Annotated in this window: 12 protein-coding genes, 1 other RNA gene and 1 pseudogene; 8 read left to right on the forward strand and 6 right to left on the reverse strand. The window is 43.3% G+C overall.

Going from position 1 to position 16603, the window contains the following annotated elements:
• The first annotated feature begins 137 nt into the window (after nucleotides 1-137).
• Complete coding sequence (locus JMX03_RS06560; RefSeq protein WP_227695416.1) at nucleotides 138-2057, forward strand: mechanosensitive ion channel family protein; 1920 nt, start codon at nucleotides 138-140, stop codon at nucleotides 2055-2057.
• Between the two features lie 136 nt (nucleotides 2058-2193).
• Here JMX03_RS06560 and JMX03_RS06565 read toward each other — a convergent pair whose 3' ends face one another.
• The 5 genes and pseudogenes from JMX03_RS06565 to JMX03_RS06585 form a co-directional block, all read right to left on the reverse strand.
• Complete coding sequence (locus tag JMX03_RS06565; RefSeq protein WP_201595371.1) at nucleotides 2194-2826, reverse strand: DNA-3-methyladenine glycosylase family protein; 633 nt, start codon at nucleotides 2824-2826, stop codon at nucleotides 2194-2196.
• Between the two features lie 408 nt (nucleotides 2827-3234).
• Nucleotides 3235-3966: a Smr/MutS family protein gene (locus tag JMX03_RS06570; RefSeq protein ID WP_201595373.1), complete on the reverse strand. Its 732-nt coding sequence runs from the start codon at nucleotides 3964-3966 to the stop codon at nucleotides 3235-3237.
• 106 nt (nucleotides 3967-4072) lie between these two features.
• Nucleotides 4073-4942, reverse strand: a pseudogene (gene trpC / locus JMX03_RS06575) (indole-3-glycerol phosphate synthase TrpC).
• A 75-nt stretch (nucleotides 4943-5017) separates the two neighbouring features.
• Nucleotides 5018-6124, reverse strand: a complete 1107-nt coding sequence (gene trpD / locus JMX03_RS06580; protein ID WP_201595375.1) for an anthranilate phosphoribosyltransferase — start codon at nucleotides 6122-6124, stop codon at nucleotides 5018-5020.
• A gap of 80 nt (nucleotides 6125-6204) precedes the next feature.
• A complete protein-coding gene (locus JMX03_RS06585) occupies nucleotides 6205-6828 on the reverse strand; it encodes an anthranilate synthase component II (RefSeq protein ID WP_201595377.1) in 624 nt (207 codons plus the stop codon).
• Between the two features lie 199 nt (nucleotides 6829-7027).
• Here JMX03_RS06585 and JMX03_RS06590 point away from each other — a divergent pair, with 199 nt between their 5' ends.
• The 3 genes from JMX03_RS06590 to JMX03_RS06600 all read left to right on the forward strand — a co-directional run bounded on the left by JMX03_RS06590 (nucleotide 7028) and on the right by JMX03_RS06600 (nucleotide 10441).
• Nucleotides 7028-7501, forward strand: coding sequence for a hypothetical protein (locus tag JMX03_RS06590; RefSeq protein ID WP_201595379.1), 474 nt, complete (start codon nucleotides 7028-7030; stop codon nucleotides 7499-7501).
• Between the two features lie 524 nt (nucleotides 7502-8025).
• Nucleotides 8026-9435 carry a type I glutamate--ammonia ligase gene (gene glnA / locus JMX03_RS06595; RefSeq protein ID WP_201574860.1) on the forward strand — a complete coding sequence of 470 codons (1410 nt, stop codon included), beginning with the start codon at nucleotides 8026-8028 and terminating at the stop codon, nucleotides 9433-9435.
• 205 nt (nucleotides 9436-9640) lie between these two features.
• Nucleotides 9641-10441, forward strand: coding sequence for a DUF4124 domain-containing protein (locus JMX03_RS06600; RefSeq protein ID WP_201595381.1), 801 nt, complete (start codon nucleotides 9641-9643; stop codon nucleotides 10439-10441).
• Between the two features lie 168 nt (nucleotides 10442-10609).
• Here the strand turns inward: JMX03_RS06600 and JMX03_RS06605 are convergent, their stop codons facing one another.
• On the reverse strand, nucleotides 10610-11326 hold the full coding sequence (locus tag JMX03_RS06605; RefSeq protein ID WP_201595383.1) for an SIMPL domain-containing protein: 717 nt from the start codon (nucleotides 11324-11326) through the stop codon (nucleotides 10610-10612).
• Between the two features lie 269 nt (nucleotides 11327-11595).
• Between JMX03_RS06605 and ffs the strand changes: the two genes are divergently transcribed.
• The 4 genes from ffs to JMX03_RS06625 all read left to right on the forward strand — a co-directional run bounded on the left by ffs (nucleotide 11596) and on the right by JMX03_RS06625 (nucleotide 16600).
• Nucleotides 11596-11692: signal recognition particle sRNA small type (gene ffs / locus JMX03_RS06610), an RNA gene on the forward strand.
• A 205-nt stretch (nucleotides 11693-11897) separates the two neighbouring features.
• Nucleotides 11898-12494, forward strand: a complete 597-nt coding sequence (locus JMX03_RS06615; protein WP_201595385.1) for a LemA family protein — start codon at nucleotides 11898-11900, stop codon at nucleotides 12492-12494.
• Nucleotides 12495-12544: 50 nt separating this feature from the next.
• Nucleotides 12545-15556, forward strand: coding sequence for a M48 family metalloprotease (locus JMX03_RS06620; RefSeq protein ID WP_201595387.1), 3012 nt, complete (start codon nucleotides 12545-12547; stop codon nucleotides 15554-15556).
• A gap of 123 nt (nucleotides 15557-15679) precedes the next feature.
• Nucleotides 15680-16600, forward strand: coding sequence for a hypothetical protein (locus tag JMX03_RS06625; protein WP_201595389.1), 921 nt, complete (start codon nucleotides 15680-15682; stop codon nucleotides 16598-16600).
• Nucleotides 16601-16603 lie beyond the last annotated feature (3 nt).

Consider the following 16603-nt stretch of genomic DNA (forward strand, 5'->3'; position numbering starts at 1 on the left):
TGGCAAGGTAAGTGTGAGAAGTAACAACACTGATGACTATAAAAACCTGCAATCAAAGCCACTACTGTGATAAATAATTGTTATCATAAGCAGATTTTATGATTAGTGGTCACACATCAAAAGCTAAGAGGTTTGTTTTGTCTATTAAGCACTATTCTATACCTAGTATTGCCTCGTCTGTATTGGTGCCATTAGTAAAAGCACCGCTAATGGTGGCAGTACTTCTAATTGCGCTGATATTAAGCTTGGTATTACCAAATAACAAGGCGGTCGCTGCTGAGGCAGGAGTGCTTGGTGTTGGCGGTGGTACTGAAGAGGTCGTCCGCGAATCGATACCAGACTCATTTGGGCGCGATACACCGCGGCAGACAGTACAAGGGTTCATTAGTGCCTTAGGAGAGAATGACTATCTGCTGGCGAGTAACTATCTAAACTTGTCCAAATCTGACAATCCCACCACAGAAGTGCGTCAGTTCAAGCAGGCGCTTGATGCGGGTGGCCGCTTTCAAGCTGACTTGCAGATTAATAACACGCCTGAGGGTAACTTAACCGATCAGCTGCCACCAAGCCAAGAGAATGTGGGTAGCATTAAGGTCGGTGAAAAAAGCGTGCCGCTGATACTTGAGCGTGTCGTGTCAAAAAATGGCGAGCAGTATTGGCAGTTCTCTTCTGAGACGCTCAGTTCGGTGCCAGAGGTGATCGAAAATACTGAGCCGACTTTGGTATCGCGTTATACCATTGATTCGTTAGAAGGTAAAAAGCTGCTTGGCTATCAGTTGGCAGATTTGGTGGCTGCCATCATCATGATTGTTGGTAGTTTTATACTGACTTATATCGTGGTTTGGTTAGGCTATCACTTGCTAAGAATTGCTTATCCACGAGTGCGCGGCGTACCATTACCCCTGCCAAATAGAGTCATATTGCCTTTATCTGTCGTGGTGATGGCACTGATGCTGTCTGAGATAATGGTCTCTGCTGGCGTGTCAGTAACGCTACGCGAGCCGATTAATCGTTTCACTGAAATTGCTTCTTGGCTGGCGGTAACTTGGCTGCTACTAAGGGTGATTGACGCTATATTCACCCGAGCGGTCAACCTAAGTTATAAGAAGAACTATACTGAACGAGTCTCTATCTTAGGTTTGCTGCGTAAAATCGTCAAAGCGCTATTATTAATATTTGCGGTTATTGTCATCTTCGGTAATTTGGGCTTTGATTTGACGACCGGTATTGCCGCATTAGGGGTGGGTGGTTTGGCCTTAGCCCTTGGTGCGCAAAAGACGATCGAAAACCTCGTTGGTAGTGTCGTGGTGGTTGCAGATTCGCCAGTGCGGATAGGCGACTACTGTAAGTTTGGGGATCAAGAAGGGACGATTATTGATATCGGTATTCGCTCATCACGAGTACGTACCTTGAACCGTACGGTAGTTACTGTGCCCAATGGCGACTTTTCATCGATGCAGATTGAAAACTTTGCCTCGCGTGACATGTTTCACTTTTTGCACAGTTTATACATAAAACGCAGCGCTGATATTAATGAAGTGTTCAAAATGGTGGGCGCTTTAGATAAGCTTTTGAAAGAGCATGAGCTGACCAACCAAGAATGGAATCAGGCCAATATTTTGGAGCTGCGTCAAGACTGCTATGTTATTCAACTAAGAGCTTACGTGAATTCTGTTGATGTTATAGAGTTCTACGGCAAACAAGACACATTATTGGTCGATATATTGACAAAAGTGAAGAGGTATAAAGTTGAACATGCGCTACCAACACAGCAATTAATTGTTGAACAAAGTGAGTTTGACCATCATATAGAAAACAGCATCGAAAATGATGCTATTGATTCTGTCGATGAGACATCAGAGGCTACTGATTATAGCGAAGCAGAGGCTGTTGAGTTGAAAAAGGAAGTTGATAACACTGAGGAAAACAAACAAGCTGATGATAAGCAAGCAGTGCGAAAGATTAACAGGAAGAAAGCTCGCCGCTATACGTTAGCAAAAAGGAAGTTTAGGTATGTCAAAAAGAACCTTAAAATCTCTATCTGGAACCAACCTTAATACTGACTTTAGGGGGCTTTTTAAACAGTTTGCATAGCCAGTTATAAAGATAATAGCCGCTCATATACTCATGTAATTAGTGCGATTATGGCTATTTTTACTACAAATCTGACTACATAACTTACTACATAAATTACTACAAAGGCACTGCGGTTTTATTACGTAAAAAACCGTAGTGCTCCCATAGCAGTAAGCTTGCGGCACTAAGGTGTGGCGACCAGTCTTGGGTTAAATTCTTTAGCTGTTTCGGCGTTGGGCGCTCTGTCAGGCCTAATAAATGCATGGCAGCGACTTTGATTGCCAAGTCATCGACAGCGAGTATGTCCGCGCGCTTTAGGGAGAATAACAAATACATCTCAGCTGTCCAGTTCCCAATGCCAGTCACAGCCGTAAGGGTCTTGGCTACGTCTTGATTGGTCATCGCTTCCAGTGCTGCAAAATCTATATCATGCTCTACTAAAGATCGAGTATAGCGGATTTTTTGCTTAGACAATCCTTGTGCTCGCAAGGTGTCATCGGTTGCTTCACGAATGGCTTGCGGAGCAGTCAACCCAGCATCTATGAGTCGTTGCCAGATACTTGCCGCCGCTGCCACAGACAGTTGCTGGCCAACCATCGCTCTCATGAGCTGCTGAAAGCCACCTGCATTATGTCTCAAGTTGGGTACGCCAACTTGCTCATAGATAGCAGCAAATCTTGGCTCGAGTGCAATGAGTTCGATGATATGCTCTTTTAGCTCTTTTGCAGTTTCGATGGTCTGTCGGCTCATAAGTGACTCATAATCAATAGTTTGAAAGGCAGTGGTAATAAACGGACAATATCTTAGATAGTTTAATAATACCAAACCCAAAAAGTGCGATTAACTTTGTCAAACTTGCTGAGCCTATTAGGTGTAGTGCTTGCACAAGTTTTCCGCGTTACTCTAATTTTTGGTAATGGTATAATATCTAAATAGTTATTTAAATAACTATAGTCAGCTGAATGTAAAACTGTTGTGGATTTAAACGCGCTACTGGTATAAATTTTACTTGCGTTCTGCGTATCCAGAGGCTGCGCAACCTATATTTTGAACAGAAAGCATCCCAGTAGCGCTATGATATTTTTAGAGTGTATGGACTATATAATCACAAAAAGGACTGCAAATTTGCAGTCCTTTTCTGTTTTTAATCATTAAGATTTATTTGCTATCGGCTTTAGGCTTTTTGAGTAGTACCAATATCGCGCCATTGCCACCATCTTTTGGCGGTGCAGAGCAAAATGCCATTACTTCTGGTATTTGACGTAGCCAACCGTTGACGCACGTTTTTAGAATGGCTTCACTGCCTTTACCATGGACAATTTTTACCATGGTTTCATTGTTTTGCTTGGCTTGGTTCAGTAGTTGGGTCATGGCCACGCGTGCTTCTTCGATGGTACAGCCATGAATATCGACCGCGTCATACCAACGTAACTGGCCTTTTTTGAGCTGATCAAAGATCTTGTTTTGCAGGGTAGGGTGTTTGTAAGACAAATACGCTTCACCAGCCACAGGGTTGAGTAGAGCCTGCATGTCCGATAAACCCGCACCTAAGTCTGCATCATCACTGCCTTGGGCGGCGGCACGTTTTGATAGGGTTGCTGCATCAAGCTTGTTCGCTTTTGTCGCACCAGCAGGTGAGCGCACGTTTTTGTCTTCTAATGGGTTGACGCCATGCATGGCTTGCATAAACAAGACTTTGTCGTCATCGACATGCTCACTGCCCAGCTGTTTGACGGTTTTTTTAACCTGCTTTTGGGTTGGTAATGAAACAGGCTCAGTGGGCTTTTGGTCTTCGCCGTCAGGTGATGTAGTATCGCGGCCTTTGCTCAGTTGGCCTTTGAGCTCTTTGAGCTGGTCTTGCATTTCTTTAGAAAATAGAGAGTTTGACATAAAAGTTAACGTATCATTGGTTAATGGATGAATGAGTAGATTAATCAGTTATACAGTTGATAACAGTTAATAATCAGGCTAAAAATATTGCAAATATGGTCATACTTTACGCCTGTGCTGCGACGCCCGCAAGTAAGGATTGTAACGCTTGTCCAGGGTGATCGGTCTTCATGAACTGCTCACCGATTAAAAAGTGCTGAATGTCGTGATTCAACATCAAACGAATATCTTCGCTACTATGAATACCACTTTCAGTAACTATCAGGGGGTTTTGCGCTGTAGCATCAGCATCAGCAGCTAATGCTTCGAGCAAGATGTCTTTTAAATTGAGCGTGGTTTGTAGGTCAACGTCAAAGGTATTTAAATCACGATTGTTAATACCGTAGATATTGTGCGCTGAACGAGGCAGTTCTAGTGCGCGCTCAAGCTCAGCCTGTGTATGGACTTCAATCAATACATCCATGCCTAGCTCGATACTCAGCGCATGTAGCTCTTGTACTTGCGTATCATCGTGACAGGCCATGATTAATAGAATGCAGTCGGCACCTAGTAAATAGGACTGATAGATTTGATACACATCAATCATAAAGTCTTAACGTAGCACGGGTAAGCTGGCGGTATTAGACGCGGCAATAAGATAGCTGTCATCGCCTTGGAAGTAGTCACGATCGGTGAGTACTGACAGACAGCTGGCACCAGCTTGCTCATATTGCTGGGCAAATAATGCTGGCGAGAAGTTATGATTGATAATGCCTTTAGAGGGTGAAGCTTTTTTGATTTCAGCAATAATACCGATGCCGTTTTCTTTAGTGCTCGCAGCTCGTAGGGCCGCTGCAAAGCCTCGGCGTGGTTTGTTGTCAGCGGCTACTTGTGCTTGTAAATCTTCAAGAGGTAATGCTGCACGAGCAGCTTTTACTTCCTCTTGTTTGGTAGCGACAATGCGTTGTAATACTGAGGGAATATCTGTATTGGTCATGCTCATATCCGAATATAATTAAATTTAAAAGGGCAGTAATGGCTACGTTTGCTTCTTTATTTTGTATGAAATAGGCTAAGCGCTCACCGCCAGCTGCTGTGTATATTTGGCTAAGGACTCAAGTTTGGCTAGCGCATCGCCATTTTGAATGATTTTTTGTGCTCGGCTAACACCATTAGGATAGTTGCTGGCAAGTCCTGCCGTATAAATAGCTGCTCCAGCATTTAGGGCAATCATATCACGCGCTTTGAGTACCGCCCGATCATAAGTATCTGCACCTGATAAAGCGGCGCGTATCAGCTCGAGACTTTGCTTAGGAGAGTCGACGTCAAGCCCGATAAGGGTTTGTGATTCGATACCCGCATCCTCTGGCATCAGCTCATATACAGATATCTCACCGTCTTTTAATTCAGCAACAGTTGTTGAAGTTGCTAAGCTAATTTCATCTAAACCATCTTTTGCGCCGACGACCATCACATGACGTGCGCCTAAGTTTTTCATCACTTTTGCGATAGGCTCGCACAGTTGAGCGGTGAATACGCCGATAACGAGATTGGGCGTGCTAGCAGGGTTGGTTAATGGCCCTAAAATGTTAAAAATCGTCCGTGCCTTTAGCTCACGGCGTACTGGATTGGCATAGCGCATCGCACTGTGATGATTGGGCGCAAACAAAAAGCCAATGCCTTCGTTCTCTATGCAGTCTTTTGCTTGCTCAGGGGTGAGCGCCAGACTGATACCCGCTTGCTCAAGTAAGTCGGAGCTGCCAGAGTTGGTAGAGACGCCGCGGTTACCGTGCTTAGCAACTTGCGCACCAGCTGCTGCTGCCACTAAGGCTGAAGCGGTAGAGACGTTAAATAAATTGGCTCCGTCACCGCCTGTACCAACGATATCGACCAGATAATCACAGCCTTTTGGCTCAATATTAGCCGCCAAAGCACGCATGGCACTCGCGGACGCGGTAATCTCATCGATTGATTCGCCTTTCATACGTAGGCCAGTCAAGATAGCGCCCATCATGGCATTACTACATCTGCCTTGCATGATGATAAGCATGACTTGATACATCTCATCAAAGGTTAGATCAATATGCTGAAAAATCCTGCCCAGTGCAGTCGTCAGTAGTTTATGAACATCGTCATCAGACAGTTGAGCAATATCATCCGGTGTAGTTGCAGTGGTCATTAGGGTCTCGCTTATTATTATCTTTTGTATGTATTTATAGATGTTTGGGTTGTCGTTAACCGTTTAGGATTGCTCAGTCTTTAGCCTACTTGCGGCAATTCCTCTGAGCTTAATACCGCTAATCTGTGAGTTTGCAAGAAGTTATTAAGCAGTTGATAGCCTGCCTCACTTAAGATGGACTCAGGGTGAAACTGTACCCCTTCAATGGCAAAGCTGTTATGGCGTATTCCCATGATTTCTTCAATGCTACCGTCGGTGTTTTGTGTCCAAGCAGTTATCTCGAAGCAATCTGGCAAACTGGCTTTGTCAATCACCAGTGAATGATAGCGCGTGGCTTGCGATGGGTTAGGCAGATCTGTAAACACACCCTGTCCATTGTGATAGACGGCGGACAAGCGTCCATGCATAACTTCACCAGCTTTGACCACCTTGCCACCGAATGCTTGCCCAATCGCTTGATGACCTAGGCAAATTCCTAAAATGGGAATGACGCCTTTAAAGGTATCAATGACTTCTAGCGAAATACCTGCACGATCTGGATCACAAGGGCCAGGGCCAATGACGATAATGTCAGGCGCTAGAATTTTAATCTGTTCGATGGTGACCTGATCGTTACGCCAGACGATGATATCCTGCTGCAATTCACCGAAGTACTGTACAATATTGTACGTAAAGCTGTCGTAGTTATCGATCATCAGAATCATTATGGTTTCAACCTATTGATGTGGTGGTGCTTATAAGCTTTGTATCTTACCACTATTTTGCAAGGTATCAAATGCGGCTAATAGTTGGCAGTCGTTTTCTGCTTATCAATGAGCAGAAACTAGCCGTGAGCCGTAATTTAGGTAGCTACTGTTATACCTATTGAAATGTTATGCCTATTTAAAAATTAAGAGGTAAGAGATGAAAATTTTTTATAGAGCGGTGTTATGTGGCTTGTTATTTTATATGCCCGCTTATGCTGTCGCTGTAGAGTTATCCGAGACTGATAAAGAGCTGATCCGTCATGGAATTATTGATAATACGCTTAGATATACAGATTTGGCGTTAGCAGCAGACTACTTTGGTTCAGTGACCAGTGCTGTTGCTGCCACTTTACCTATGCAGGTAAATAATCAATTGCAGGTTGAGCGTGTATTTATGAGTCCTTACTTTAGTGAGTTTACGTATCGTTATACCGTAGCATTTACTGCATTAGAAAAGAGGATGCTCAAAGAGGAGTTTTTATCTGAGCGTTCTATCAAGGATTTTTGTAACGATGATTATCTCTCGGAGAATTTCATGCCAGCGAATGGTCACATTTTAGTCTTTAAATATGTGGATGAGAGCTTTGATCCCATTGTCGATATCAAAATGAGCCCAAAGACGTGTCAGTAATCATCGAATATTTTTTAATAAGTAAGTAATACCAAACCCAAAAAGTGCGATAAACTTTGTCAAACTTGCTAAGCCTACTAAGAGTAGTACTTACACAAGTTTTCCGCGCTACTCTAATTTTTGGAAATGGTATAAATATAGTATATTTAGATGCACCATTTTAATGTTTTACAAATATAAAACGCACTAATTTGGTGCGATTTTTATTTAAATACAGACCATTATTGTGCATAATGTTTGAGTCTTATAAATTAGCAACGTTATTTTCGTACCTTTAATTTTCGCTTATCAAGTCTGAAGCTAGAGTAGGATTGGTCTACAGGCTTTTAGCCAAATTTCTTGGCACAGCGATTGCACTTTGTATTTTGTAAAAGCTTATTGCGATAGTCCAAGTGACAGATAAGCGAGGAAAGAGGTTATATCAGTTCAGCATTATTGATCGGATATTGCTAAAATAGCGCCAGCACTGTGTGCGCACAGCATATTAAAACGCAGAAACATGATAACCATTAGGGAGACCATTCATGTCGAATAAATTATTAGAGCTTATCGAATCATCAAATGCTAAATGGGTTGATTTTCGCTTTACCGATACCCGCGGTAAAGAGCAGCATATCAGCTTCCCAGCGCATAGCGTTGACGAAGAGGTGATGGAAGATGGCAAGATGTTTGATGGCTCATCCATCGCTGGCTGGAAAGGCATTGAAGCCTCAGACATGATTTTGCGCCCTGACCCCGAAACTGCTTTTATCGACCCGTTCTTTGATTCGGTGACTGTGGTAGTGACTTGTGACATTATTGAGCCAACGACCTTGCAAGGCTACGACCGCGACCCGCGTTCTATCGCTCGCCGTGCTGAAGAGTATTTAAAATCAACGGGTATCGGTGATACCGCATACTTCGGTCCTGAGCCTGAGTTTTTTGTATTCGACGAAGTGAAATGGTCGATTGAGATGTCAGGTGTCAGCCACAAGATTGTCGCTGAAGAAGCGGCATGGTCGACCAATAACGACTATGAGTGGGGCAATATGGGGCATCGCCCACGTGTCAAAGGTGCTTATTTCCCAGTACCACCAATCGATAGCTCACAAGACATGCGTTCTGTCATGTGTGAGCGTCTAGAAGAAATCATCGGCGAAGGCTGTGTTGAAGTGCATCACCACGAAGTCGCACCTTGTCAGTCAGAGATTGGTGTCGCGTTCAACACCCTAGTACGTAAAGCGGATGAAGTGCAGCAGTTGAAATATGTGGTACACAACGTGGCGCATCAGTTTGGCAAAACAGCCACCTTTATGCCAAAGCCTGTGGTTGGTGATAATGGTTCAGGTATGCACGTGCATATGTCTATCTCAAAAGATGGCGTAAATACTTTCTCTGGTGATGAATATGCTGGCTTGTCTGAGACAGCGCTATACTTCATCGGCGGTATCATCAAGCATGCCCGTGCGTTAAATGCGATTACTAACCCATCGACCAACAGCTATAAGCGTCTGGTGCCGCATTATGAAGCGCCGATTAAGCTGGCTTACTCAGCCTCTAACCGCTCAGCATCTATTCGTATTCCACACGTTAGCAGCCCAAAAGCGGTACGTGTAGAAGCGCGCTTCCCAGATCCTGCGGCCAACCCTTACCTCACGTTTGCTGCGCTATTGATGGCTGGCCTTGATGGTATTCAAAACAAGATGCACCCTGGCGATGCAGCGGACAAAAACTTGTATGATTTGCCACCAGAAGAAGAAGCACAAATCCCAACGGTTGCAGAGAACTTAGAGGTCGCGCTACAAGCATTACGTGATGATCATGAGTTCTTATTAAAAGGTGATGTGTTCACCGAAGAGATGCTAGAAGCATTCATCGCGCTAAAAGAGGAAGAAGTACAGCGCGTCAATGTCACTGTGCATCCTGTTGAGTTTGACTTGTACTATAGCTGTTAATTAGCTGTTAAAACTTTAAATTCTTGATTAAGAAGAACCAGTTGAGGGAATCTTAGCTGGTTTTTTTATGCTTGTAAAAAGAGACAGTTGGGTTAAATCACCAACTTTCTAGGACACACTTACTGATTTCACAAGTTAAATACCGCATAATAGTATTTGTAGCATTATATTTATTAATAATAAGCACTGATTAGGTTGACTGACTATGCACCCAACTTTCCAAGCAACAATAAAAACCCAGCCCATACTGCAATTCAACAATCATAAACTCACTGGGCTATTGCTAGGTTTGGTCATGGGTGCAGCAAGCCTTTGTGCGCCTATGGTCAATGCTGCGCCCATTTACAAAGTAATCGATGAAAAAACAGGCCATGTCACCTTTACCGATCGTCCGCAAAACTATGAGCAGGAAGCGGGTAAACAGATCAGTCAAACGGATGTAATTAGTAATGCTAACATTAATAGCAGCTCTAACAATGCACCTGCTGCAACACAAACAACAAGCTCGGCGGCGGTAACAACGCAATTAGCCGCCAATGCATCCACAAAAGCACCAGTGAACTATCAGCTAACAATGACTGAACCTAATGAGGAGCGCGCTTATCGCCGTCCAGCACAAAGCATTGAGGTGAATCTGCAATTAAAACCTGCGCTACAAGGTGGCGATAGGGTGGTTATTTATCTAGATGGTGATGAAGTAGCGCAAGGGCTTAGTGCTTCTATTGCGACGGTAGATATCATGCCAGGTGCGCATAATATACAAGCTATCGTCAAAGATGATGCTGGACGGACACTGGCGCAAGCTGAGCAGACGGTTTATGTTATTCAAAATACGCAAACACTGCAAAATAATAAGAAAATTGCCCAACAGCTTTTGGCTTATGAGCGTCTACCTTGGCATCAAAAAGTGTTGTTGAGGTTGCGTCAAAAAGAGAATAGTCAGCAAAATATACAAAACAGCCAGCCTGTGACTAATGATGCTTTTGCCAAAAAAGTTGGGAGATAGCTTAATTTGGGCAATAGATAAATATAGTATGACGCCTAAATTATTTGGTCTTTAGGAGTTGGAAAAAGGGGCAGTTACTGTGATAAGTAACTGCCCTTAGCTTTTGTTCAATGGTTCAAGAATTATTATAGCTCAGTGTTTAATTTATCCTGAATAAACTTAGCGCACTTATTTGGTCAGCTCAATCGTACCATCAGCAGAGACTGAAATGGTACTGTTGCCCGATTCAAAGCTTTGGCTAGGTACTGAGGCATCCGCTGCTTCTGCTCTCATATTCATGCTGCTATACATGGGGCGAGGGTAGTTGCTACCCGTATTTAGATTGACATTCACCACTCGGTAACCGCTCGCATCCCATGCGCGGGTTAGGTTTTTGGCTTGACTTTGAAAGGCGCGAGAAGCTTCGGTCATGAGCTTTTGTTCTATTGCATCTTTTTTGGTATCTGAGACCCCAAAGTTTAGGTTTTCCATGACCAAGGTTTCTTGCAAGTCGGCAATGAGCTGGCTGGTCGCTGCAAAGTCTGTGCTTTTTAAATCTATACTTGCCTGTCCTGTCCAGCCGATGATTTTGTCATTTTTGTCATAGCGAGGGTAGGTGCGCTGCTGACCCGTACTAACCGTTACGCTAGGGTAGCGTTTGGCAATTTTCATGGCGTTATTGATTGAAGTATTGAGCGTTGTGGCCAGTGCTTTAGACGTGGTTGCTTGCGCTTTTTTGTACATACTTGCGCGAACTTCATCATTTTGAATCTCTTCTTTGACTTCGGTTTGAAAAGTAAGTTGATTGTAGCCCGTTGGCTCTGCATGGGCGCTACCCATCATTACTGTCAGCAATGCAGCGGTACCAGTGGCTAGTGCTGCTTTATTAAGTAGAGTGGTTTTCATTATTATCTCCTAAGTGAGTGATGGTATTAATATTTATATGAGTCGTATAGTGATGAGCTCATTTTTATACTGACGTGACTATATTTACATTCATTTATTTATATTCATTTCTTATTCAACACGCCCTAACTAAAATAGTAAAATTTAAAAGTGCTGCTATGAGAATTTTGTCACTTAAGTTACAGGGTTCTTTGTCCCATAAATCAAACAGTTTTGAGCTAGGGGTTGCAATACTAAAAAATCCTTGTATAATCTGCAACTGGTGGCTCCATTGGTAGCCTCGCAACATTGTTCTATGAATCCCGCCAGGACCGGAAGGTAGCAACGGTAATAGTTATAATGTGTGCCGAGGATGTGCTGGTGGAGTCGCTTTTTTTTGCCCAAAATTTGAGTAAGGCCCTAAAAAAATATTAAGAATGCTAGATTGAGATAGTAAGCCCTTTATTATAATGGGCTTTTTTTGTGCCTGCATTTCGTCTGATTCTGAGGTTTCAGTGGTTCAGATGGGTTAAAATAAGATGATTAAATTTATCACTATTGGTATTAATACTGAAAGCTTTGAGGGTCACTTATGAAAACGTTCGTTTGGCTGTTTATTATTATTGCGGTGCTAGCTGTTGTTTTTGGCGTGTCGATATTTAACAAGTTGGTGCGGGCGCGTAACCAAGCGAAGAATGGCTTTGCACAGATAGATGTGCAGCTAAAGCGCCGTCATGATTTGATTCCAAACTTGGTAGAGACTGCCAAGCGTTATTTAACCCATGAAGAAGAAACACTGACCCACGTGATTAGTGCGCGGAATCATGCCCAAAGCTTGCAGGATTCTAGTAAGCATCAACCAGACTCGCTTGAGCATATGGCGCTATTTGCCAAAGCAGAGGGTATGCTGTCCAAAGCATTGGGGCAATTCTCAGCGGTCGTAGAAGCCTATCCTGAATTAAAAGCGGATAGCATGATTAAAGAGCTGATGGATGAGTTGACCAATACGGAAAATCGTATAGGTTTTGCCCGTCAGCATTATAATGACAGCGTAATGTTTTATAACAATGACCGCGAAGTGTTTCCAAATAATCTTGTCAGCAGCACCTTTGGCTTTCGCCCACTTAGCCCGTTAGTGTTTGAGGATAGAGAAGCAATTGCTCAAGCGCCTACCGTCAATATGGGCTGATATTTCATTATATTCAGATGCGTTTAGCTATCTTTAAGTCAGGCATATAGATGGATTTTTTTGGTGAACAGCGGACACGTACTCAGCGCAGCCTGTTGCTCTATGGGCTGTTTTTTCTCATCGTATTTGCACATATAGCAGTGGCGCTTGGGGTAATGGCGCTGCTGCTTACCTTATTTACTGGTGGTGTGTATTATTGGGCACTGGTACTGGTCATTGTTTGGACGTTGGCTAGCTTTATTGGTGGTAGCTTTTTAGAGTATCGCCGTTTAAAGGCCGGTGGTCGTGCTATTGCCCAGCGCGTGGGTGCGGTGCGTTTGTTTATTGATAACAGTCAGGACGCTTGGGAACATAGCAGCGGAGTCGCTCATCAGCATGAGTCTGTTGCCAAGGTTCGCTTTAGTGACCGTCATATAGCGGTACGTGATGAGCGTGATTTTCCGCCTGTTTATCGGCGTTATTATGAGATTGCCCAGCAGTTAGCCATTGCTTCGGGTTTGCGTATGCCGATTCTCTATGTGCTGCCTGATGAGCAAGGCATCAATGGCTTTGTCGCGGGTCGCCATAGTCAGGATATGGTGTTAGTTGTCACCCAAGGCGCGCTTGATAAGCTGTCTGATGAGGGGCTATACGGGCTTATAGGGCATGAGTATGGTCATATACTGCATGGCGATGCGACGTTCAATTTGCAGCTAATGGTGGTATTGGCAGGCTTGCAGATAGTCTATGACTGGAGTGATCCTATCAGTAATAAAGTCTCTGATTATAGTCGGCAAGGCAGTTATTTCAATAGCTCGATTGATAGCTCTTTCAATAGTGCTGTCAATCGAGACACGCCTTTGCCACAAAGCGCAATCGATAGTCGTGCACGCAGCACTGAGGCGCAGACAGCAAGCTTTACGAGCCATAGCGATTGGGTATCTTACTGGCAAACCCAATCGAACAGCCAGCAGTCGTCAGCTAAGAGCCAGTCACGATGGCTAGAAAATAGACCTGAGATTGATCGGCAAGCACCGCGCAGTGTTTGGACATTGCTGTTACATGGGTTGAGCTTTTCGAGTATGGCAAGTGCGCAGCTGATTAAGCATAGCTTTAACCGTCAGCGTGAATTGCTCGCTGATGCGACTAGCGTGCAGCTGACACGCTCGCCTGCGATCATGGAAACTTTAAAAGCCATTCATCAAGATTCACTTGGTTCACGCTTATCAAATATCGCTGATATTAACGGGCTGAGTCACTTCTTTTTTGCCAGCAGTGGGGCGGATCTGGGTGATGTTTCGTGGTTTGCTACGCATCCTAGCTTAAGCGAGCGTATGAGTGCCATCAATACCAATGCTTATCATGACTTTGCCGTTCAGGTCGCAAGAGAGAAGCGCATAAATCAGCAAAAAATAAAAGAGATATATGAACAGCGTCGTCTTGGTGATTGGGGAGCAATAAAAGAAAATAGCCTAAGCAGCAATAAAAAAGTAATCACACCCCAATCTCATATATCTAAAGTTCAATCAACATCTTTTAACCATGCTGTTGATAATAATTTCATCGAAAATCCTAATGATATGACTGACAATGAAGTTTCAGCTTTTTCTACTGATGAACCTAGCAGTAAATTGGAAACAGATGCAGGGCTTGAATTTGTCGTAGAAGACGATGTGGTTGTTGATGGGCGTTTGCAAGTAGCAGAAGATATTGGTACTTATCAGCTGTTAAAACCATGGATGGCAAAACCTGACAGCGATTTGCCATCAGCAGCTTTGATTAGTGTTGACGATATAAACAAAGTGACATTATCACAATATGTGCTCAATCACAGTCATCATCCATTAGGGGCGCAAGCTCTAATAGAAGCCATCATGCTTTGTCATCAAGGACAGGCAATATCTACGACTGGCATGTATGATTTAAAAGATATTTGGCTTGGGCTTCCAAACGATAGAGTATTTGCTGCTGACACCAATGCTAATACTAAGATGAAGACTGTTACTTTCAGTAACCCTCAAGTTTTAGCACATACGCTAGACCATAAATTATTAAAAATAATTGCAAATCTTGATAGACGTTTAGACAGTGCTTTGATTGCACTCGCTGTAAATAAACTACGCCAGCATGATTTATCAGAAAGCATCATTGATCAATTACGTCTAAAAAGCGAAACCAGTCATAGCAACCAAGCGCATCAACATTATGTAAAGCAGCAAAAATGTCGTACGATGCTGTCGCGCTATCAACAAGGCATGCTTGAGCTGTTTGGAAAACAGCTATCAGCTGATCTGACCAAAAGTTTTTCTGATAACCTATCAGATGAAAAAGATTTAATGGTTAATGAACAATCAATACCGACTCATTCAAAAAGTGCTTCAATCTCAACTGTAACGCAGCAAGCTTCACCAATTCTATCGTTATGGCAAGCACTGCATTTACAGCAATTACTGCCAATATTTTCCGAAATTTTAAATGATAATGATGGAGACACACAGGCTGAATGGCAACCGTTATTACAGAGGGGCATGAGTGATATATGTGCTCAGCTTGACCCTTCTGGACAGGTGTTTAACGGCCTTGATGTTGCTAAGAGAGCTATAGTGACGTTGCTTGCATACCGGCTATCGAAAGATGTCAAAGGTCAAGTGATATCGACGTTAGATAGCTCAATACATGTATCAGGGCTCGGCTATAATAACGACAGCGTTGCGCATTATATCGTCGATTTGCGCCGCCATGCGCGCCTGATTGATATTAATTTAACCACGGTCAGTGATGCCAACTTGCAGTGGTTATTGTTAACCGCTCAAAGTCTAAATAGCGTTCAGCTATTGGTTATTATTAATGCTGTGACTGTCTGTCGCGCGTCTATTGCTACGGACTCTATAATAGAGACTCAGGGCAAAGAGAATTATCCAGAGAGACAACAGGAAAGCCGTCAAATAGACTATAATGAGTATCGACAATGGCTAAGTACATTGCATACCGTCATGTTACACGATACGATAATCAGTCAGGATGAATACGACTGCTTGATGGTACTCGCAGAGCGATGGCTAGGCGTTCGCGAGCTTTTTTGAATGCAGCTTAGTTGACACCTCAGAAGTCATTCAGCAGCTATGATGAATACTTTGGTTAAGCTGTCAAACTGATCAGCACATCTTTAAATGATTCAAACAAAATAAGTAGGGTAATAGAGACACATGAGTGATATCCAAGAACCGCTAATTGTATTGCAGCGCCGTATGCAGCAGCGCCAAATCCTAGCGATGATGGGTATTGAGCAATGGGTACAGCCGAATTCAGCGACGTTAAATATTACGGATATTGAGGCGGCTGAAAGCCAATTTGGCTTATCAAATCAAAGCGCCTCTAACCAAAATATTGCACAACCAAGCGTTGAAGCAGAAGTCGTGGCGCGTTTAAATCATAACTCTTTAGACAATGAATCAGCAGACTCTATATTGGATACAGAAAATACGCCTGCTAGCGATTATGGTGATATTCAGAGTTATAATGACGTTCAAGATATTAACCAGCATGCCAATGAGCAAAGCCCAGTAAGCTATAGTTTTGACAGTACGACAAACCATGCATCGAACTCTCCAAGCAATAGCGACTCTCAAGATATCTTACAACAAATACCACAAAACGTTGAGCAAGCGGTCGCCCCTTTAATAGAAACAGTTACGACAACTTCCATTACGTCTATCAATAAAACGCATACCACCGATATTAGCAATGACGATAGCTTTAAAAAAGTAGCACCGTTTGACTTACAAGGTGGTCGCTATGGCGATTGGGTAATTTTGGTTGATATCCAAGCACTTAATAATGACAGCCAAAAGTTATGGCAAAATATCACGCAAGCATTGTCAATCACTTGCGAGACAACCTCATTTCCGATATGTGAGGGTATGGATACTGCCGAGCTTGCCAATGCTAGCCTTGCTGGATATGTGTTTAAGATTGGGCGCACTGAAGAAATAAAAGTAATGTCACTAACCGCACTGCCTGAAGGTCTTCACCATCCTAAACTTACTGCAGTACCCACCTTGGATGAGATGCTCGCTGATAGTAACCTAAAGCTTCAATTGTGGAAGCTGCTGTCGAGTCAGAGTTAAAGG

Origin of the sequence: Psychrobacter fulvigenes, assembly GCF_904846155.1 — a bacterium.
GTDB lineage: Bacteria > Pseudomonadota > Gammaproteobacteria > Pseudomonadales > Moraxellaceae > Psychrobacter > Psychrobacter fulvigenes.

Coding starts and splice junctions, on each gene's coding strand:
- JMX03_RS06605 (WP_201595383.1), bottom strand. CDS start 11,326: ATGAAAACCACTCTACTTAATAAAGCAGCACTAGCCACTGGTACCGCT.
- JMX03_RS06570 (WP_201595373.1), bottom strand. CDS start 3,966: ATGTCAAACTCTCTATTTTCTAAAGAAATGCAAGACCAGCTCAAAGAG.
- trpD (WP_201595375.1), bottom strand. CDS start 6,124: ATGACCACTGCAACTACACCGGATGATATTGCTCAACTGTCTGATGAC.
- JMX03_RS06585 (WP_201595377.1), bottom strand. CDS start 6,828: ATGATTCTGATGATCGATAACTACGACAGCTTTACGTACAATATTGTA.
- glnA (WP_201574860.1), top strand. CDS start 8,026: ATGTCGAATAAATTATTAGAGCTTATCGAATCATCAAATGCTAAATGG.
- JMX03_RS06600 (WP_201595381.1), top strand. CDS start 9,641: ATGCACCCAACTTTCCAAGCAACAATAAAAACCCAGCCCATACTGCAA.
- JMX03_RS06615 (WP_201595385.1), top strand. CDS start 11,898: ATGAAAACGTTCGTTTGGCTGTTTATTATTATTGCGGTGCTAGCTGTT.
- JMX03_RS06625 (WP_201595389.1), top strand. CDS start 15,680: ATGAGTGATATCCAAGAACCGCTAATTGTATTGCAGCGCCGTATGCAG.
- JMX03_RS06565 (WP_201595371.1), bottom strand. CDS start 2,826: ATGAGCCGACAGACCATCGAAACTGCAAAAGAGCTAAAAGAGCATATC.
- JMX03_RS06620 (WP_201595387.1), top strand. CDS start 12,545: ATGGATTTTTTTGGTGAACAGCGGACACGTACTCAGCGCAGCCTGTTG.
- JMX03_RS06590 (WP_201595379.1), top strand. CDS start 7,028: ATGAAAATTTTTTATAGAGCGGTGTTATGTGGCTTGTTATTTTATATG.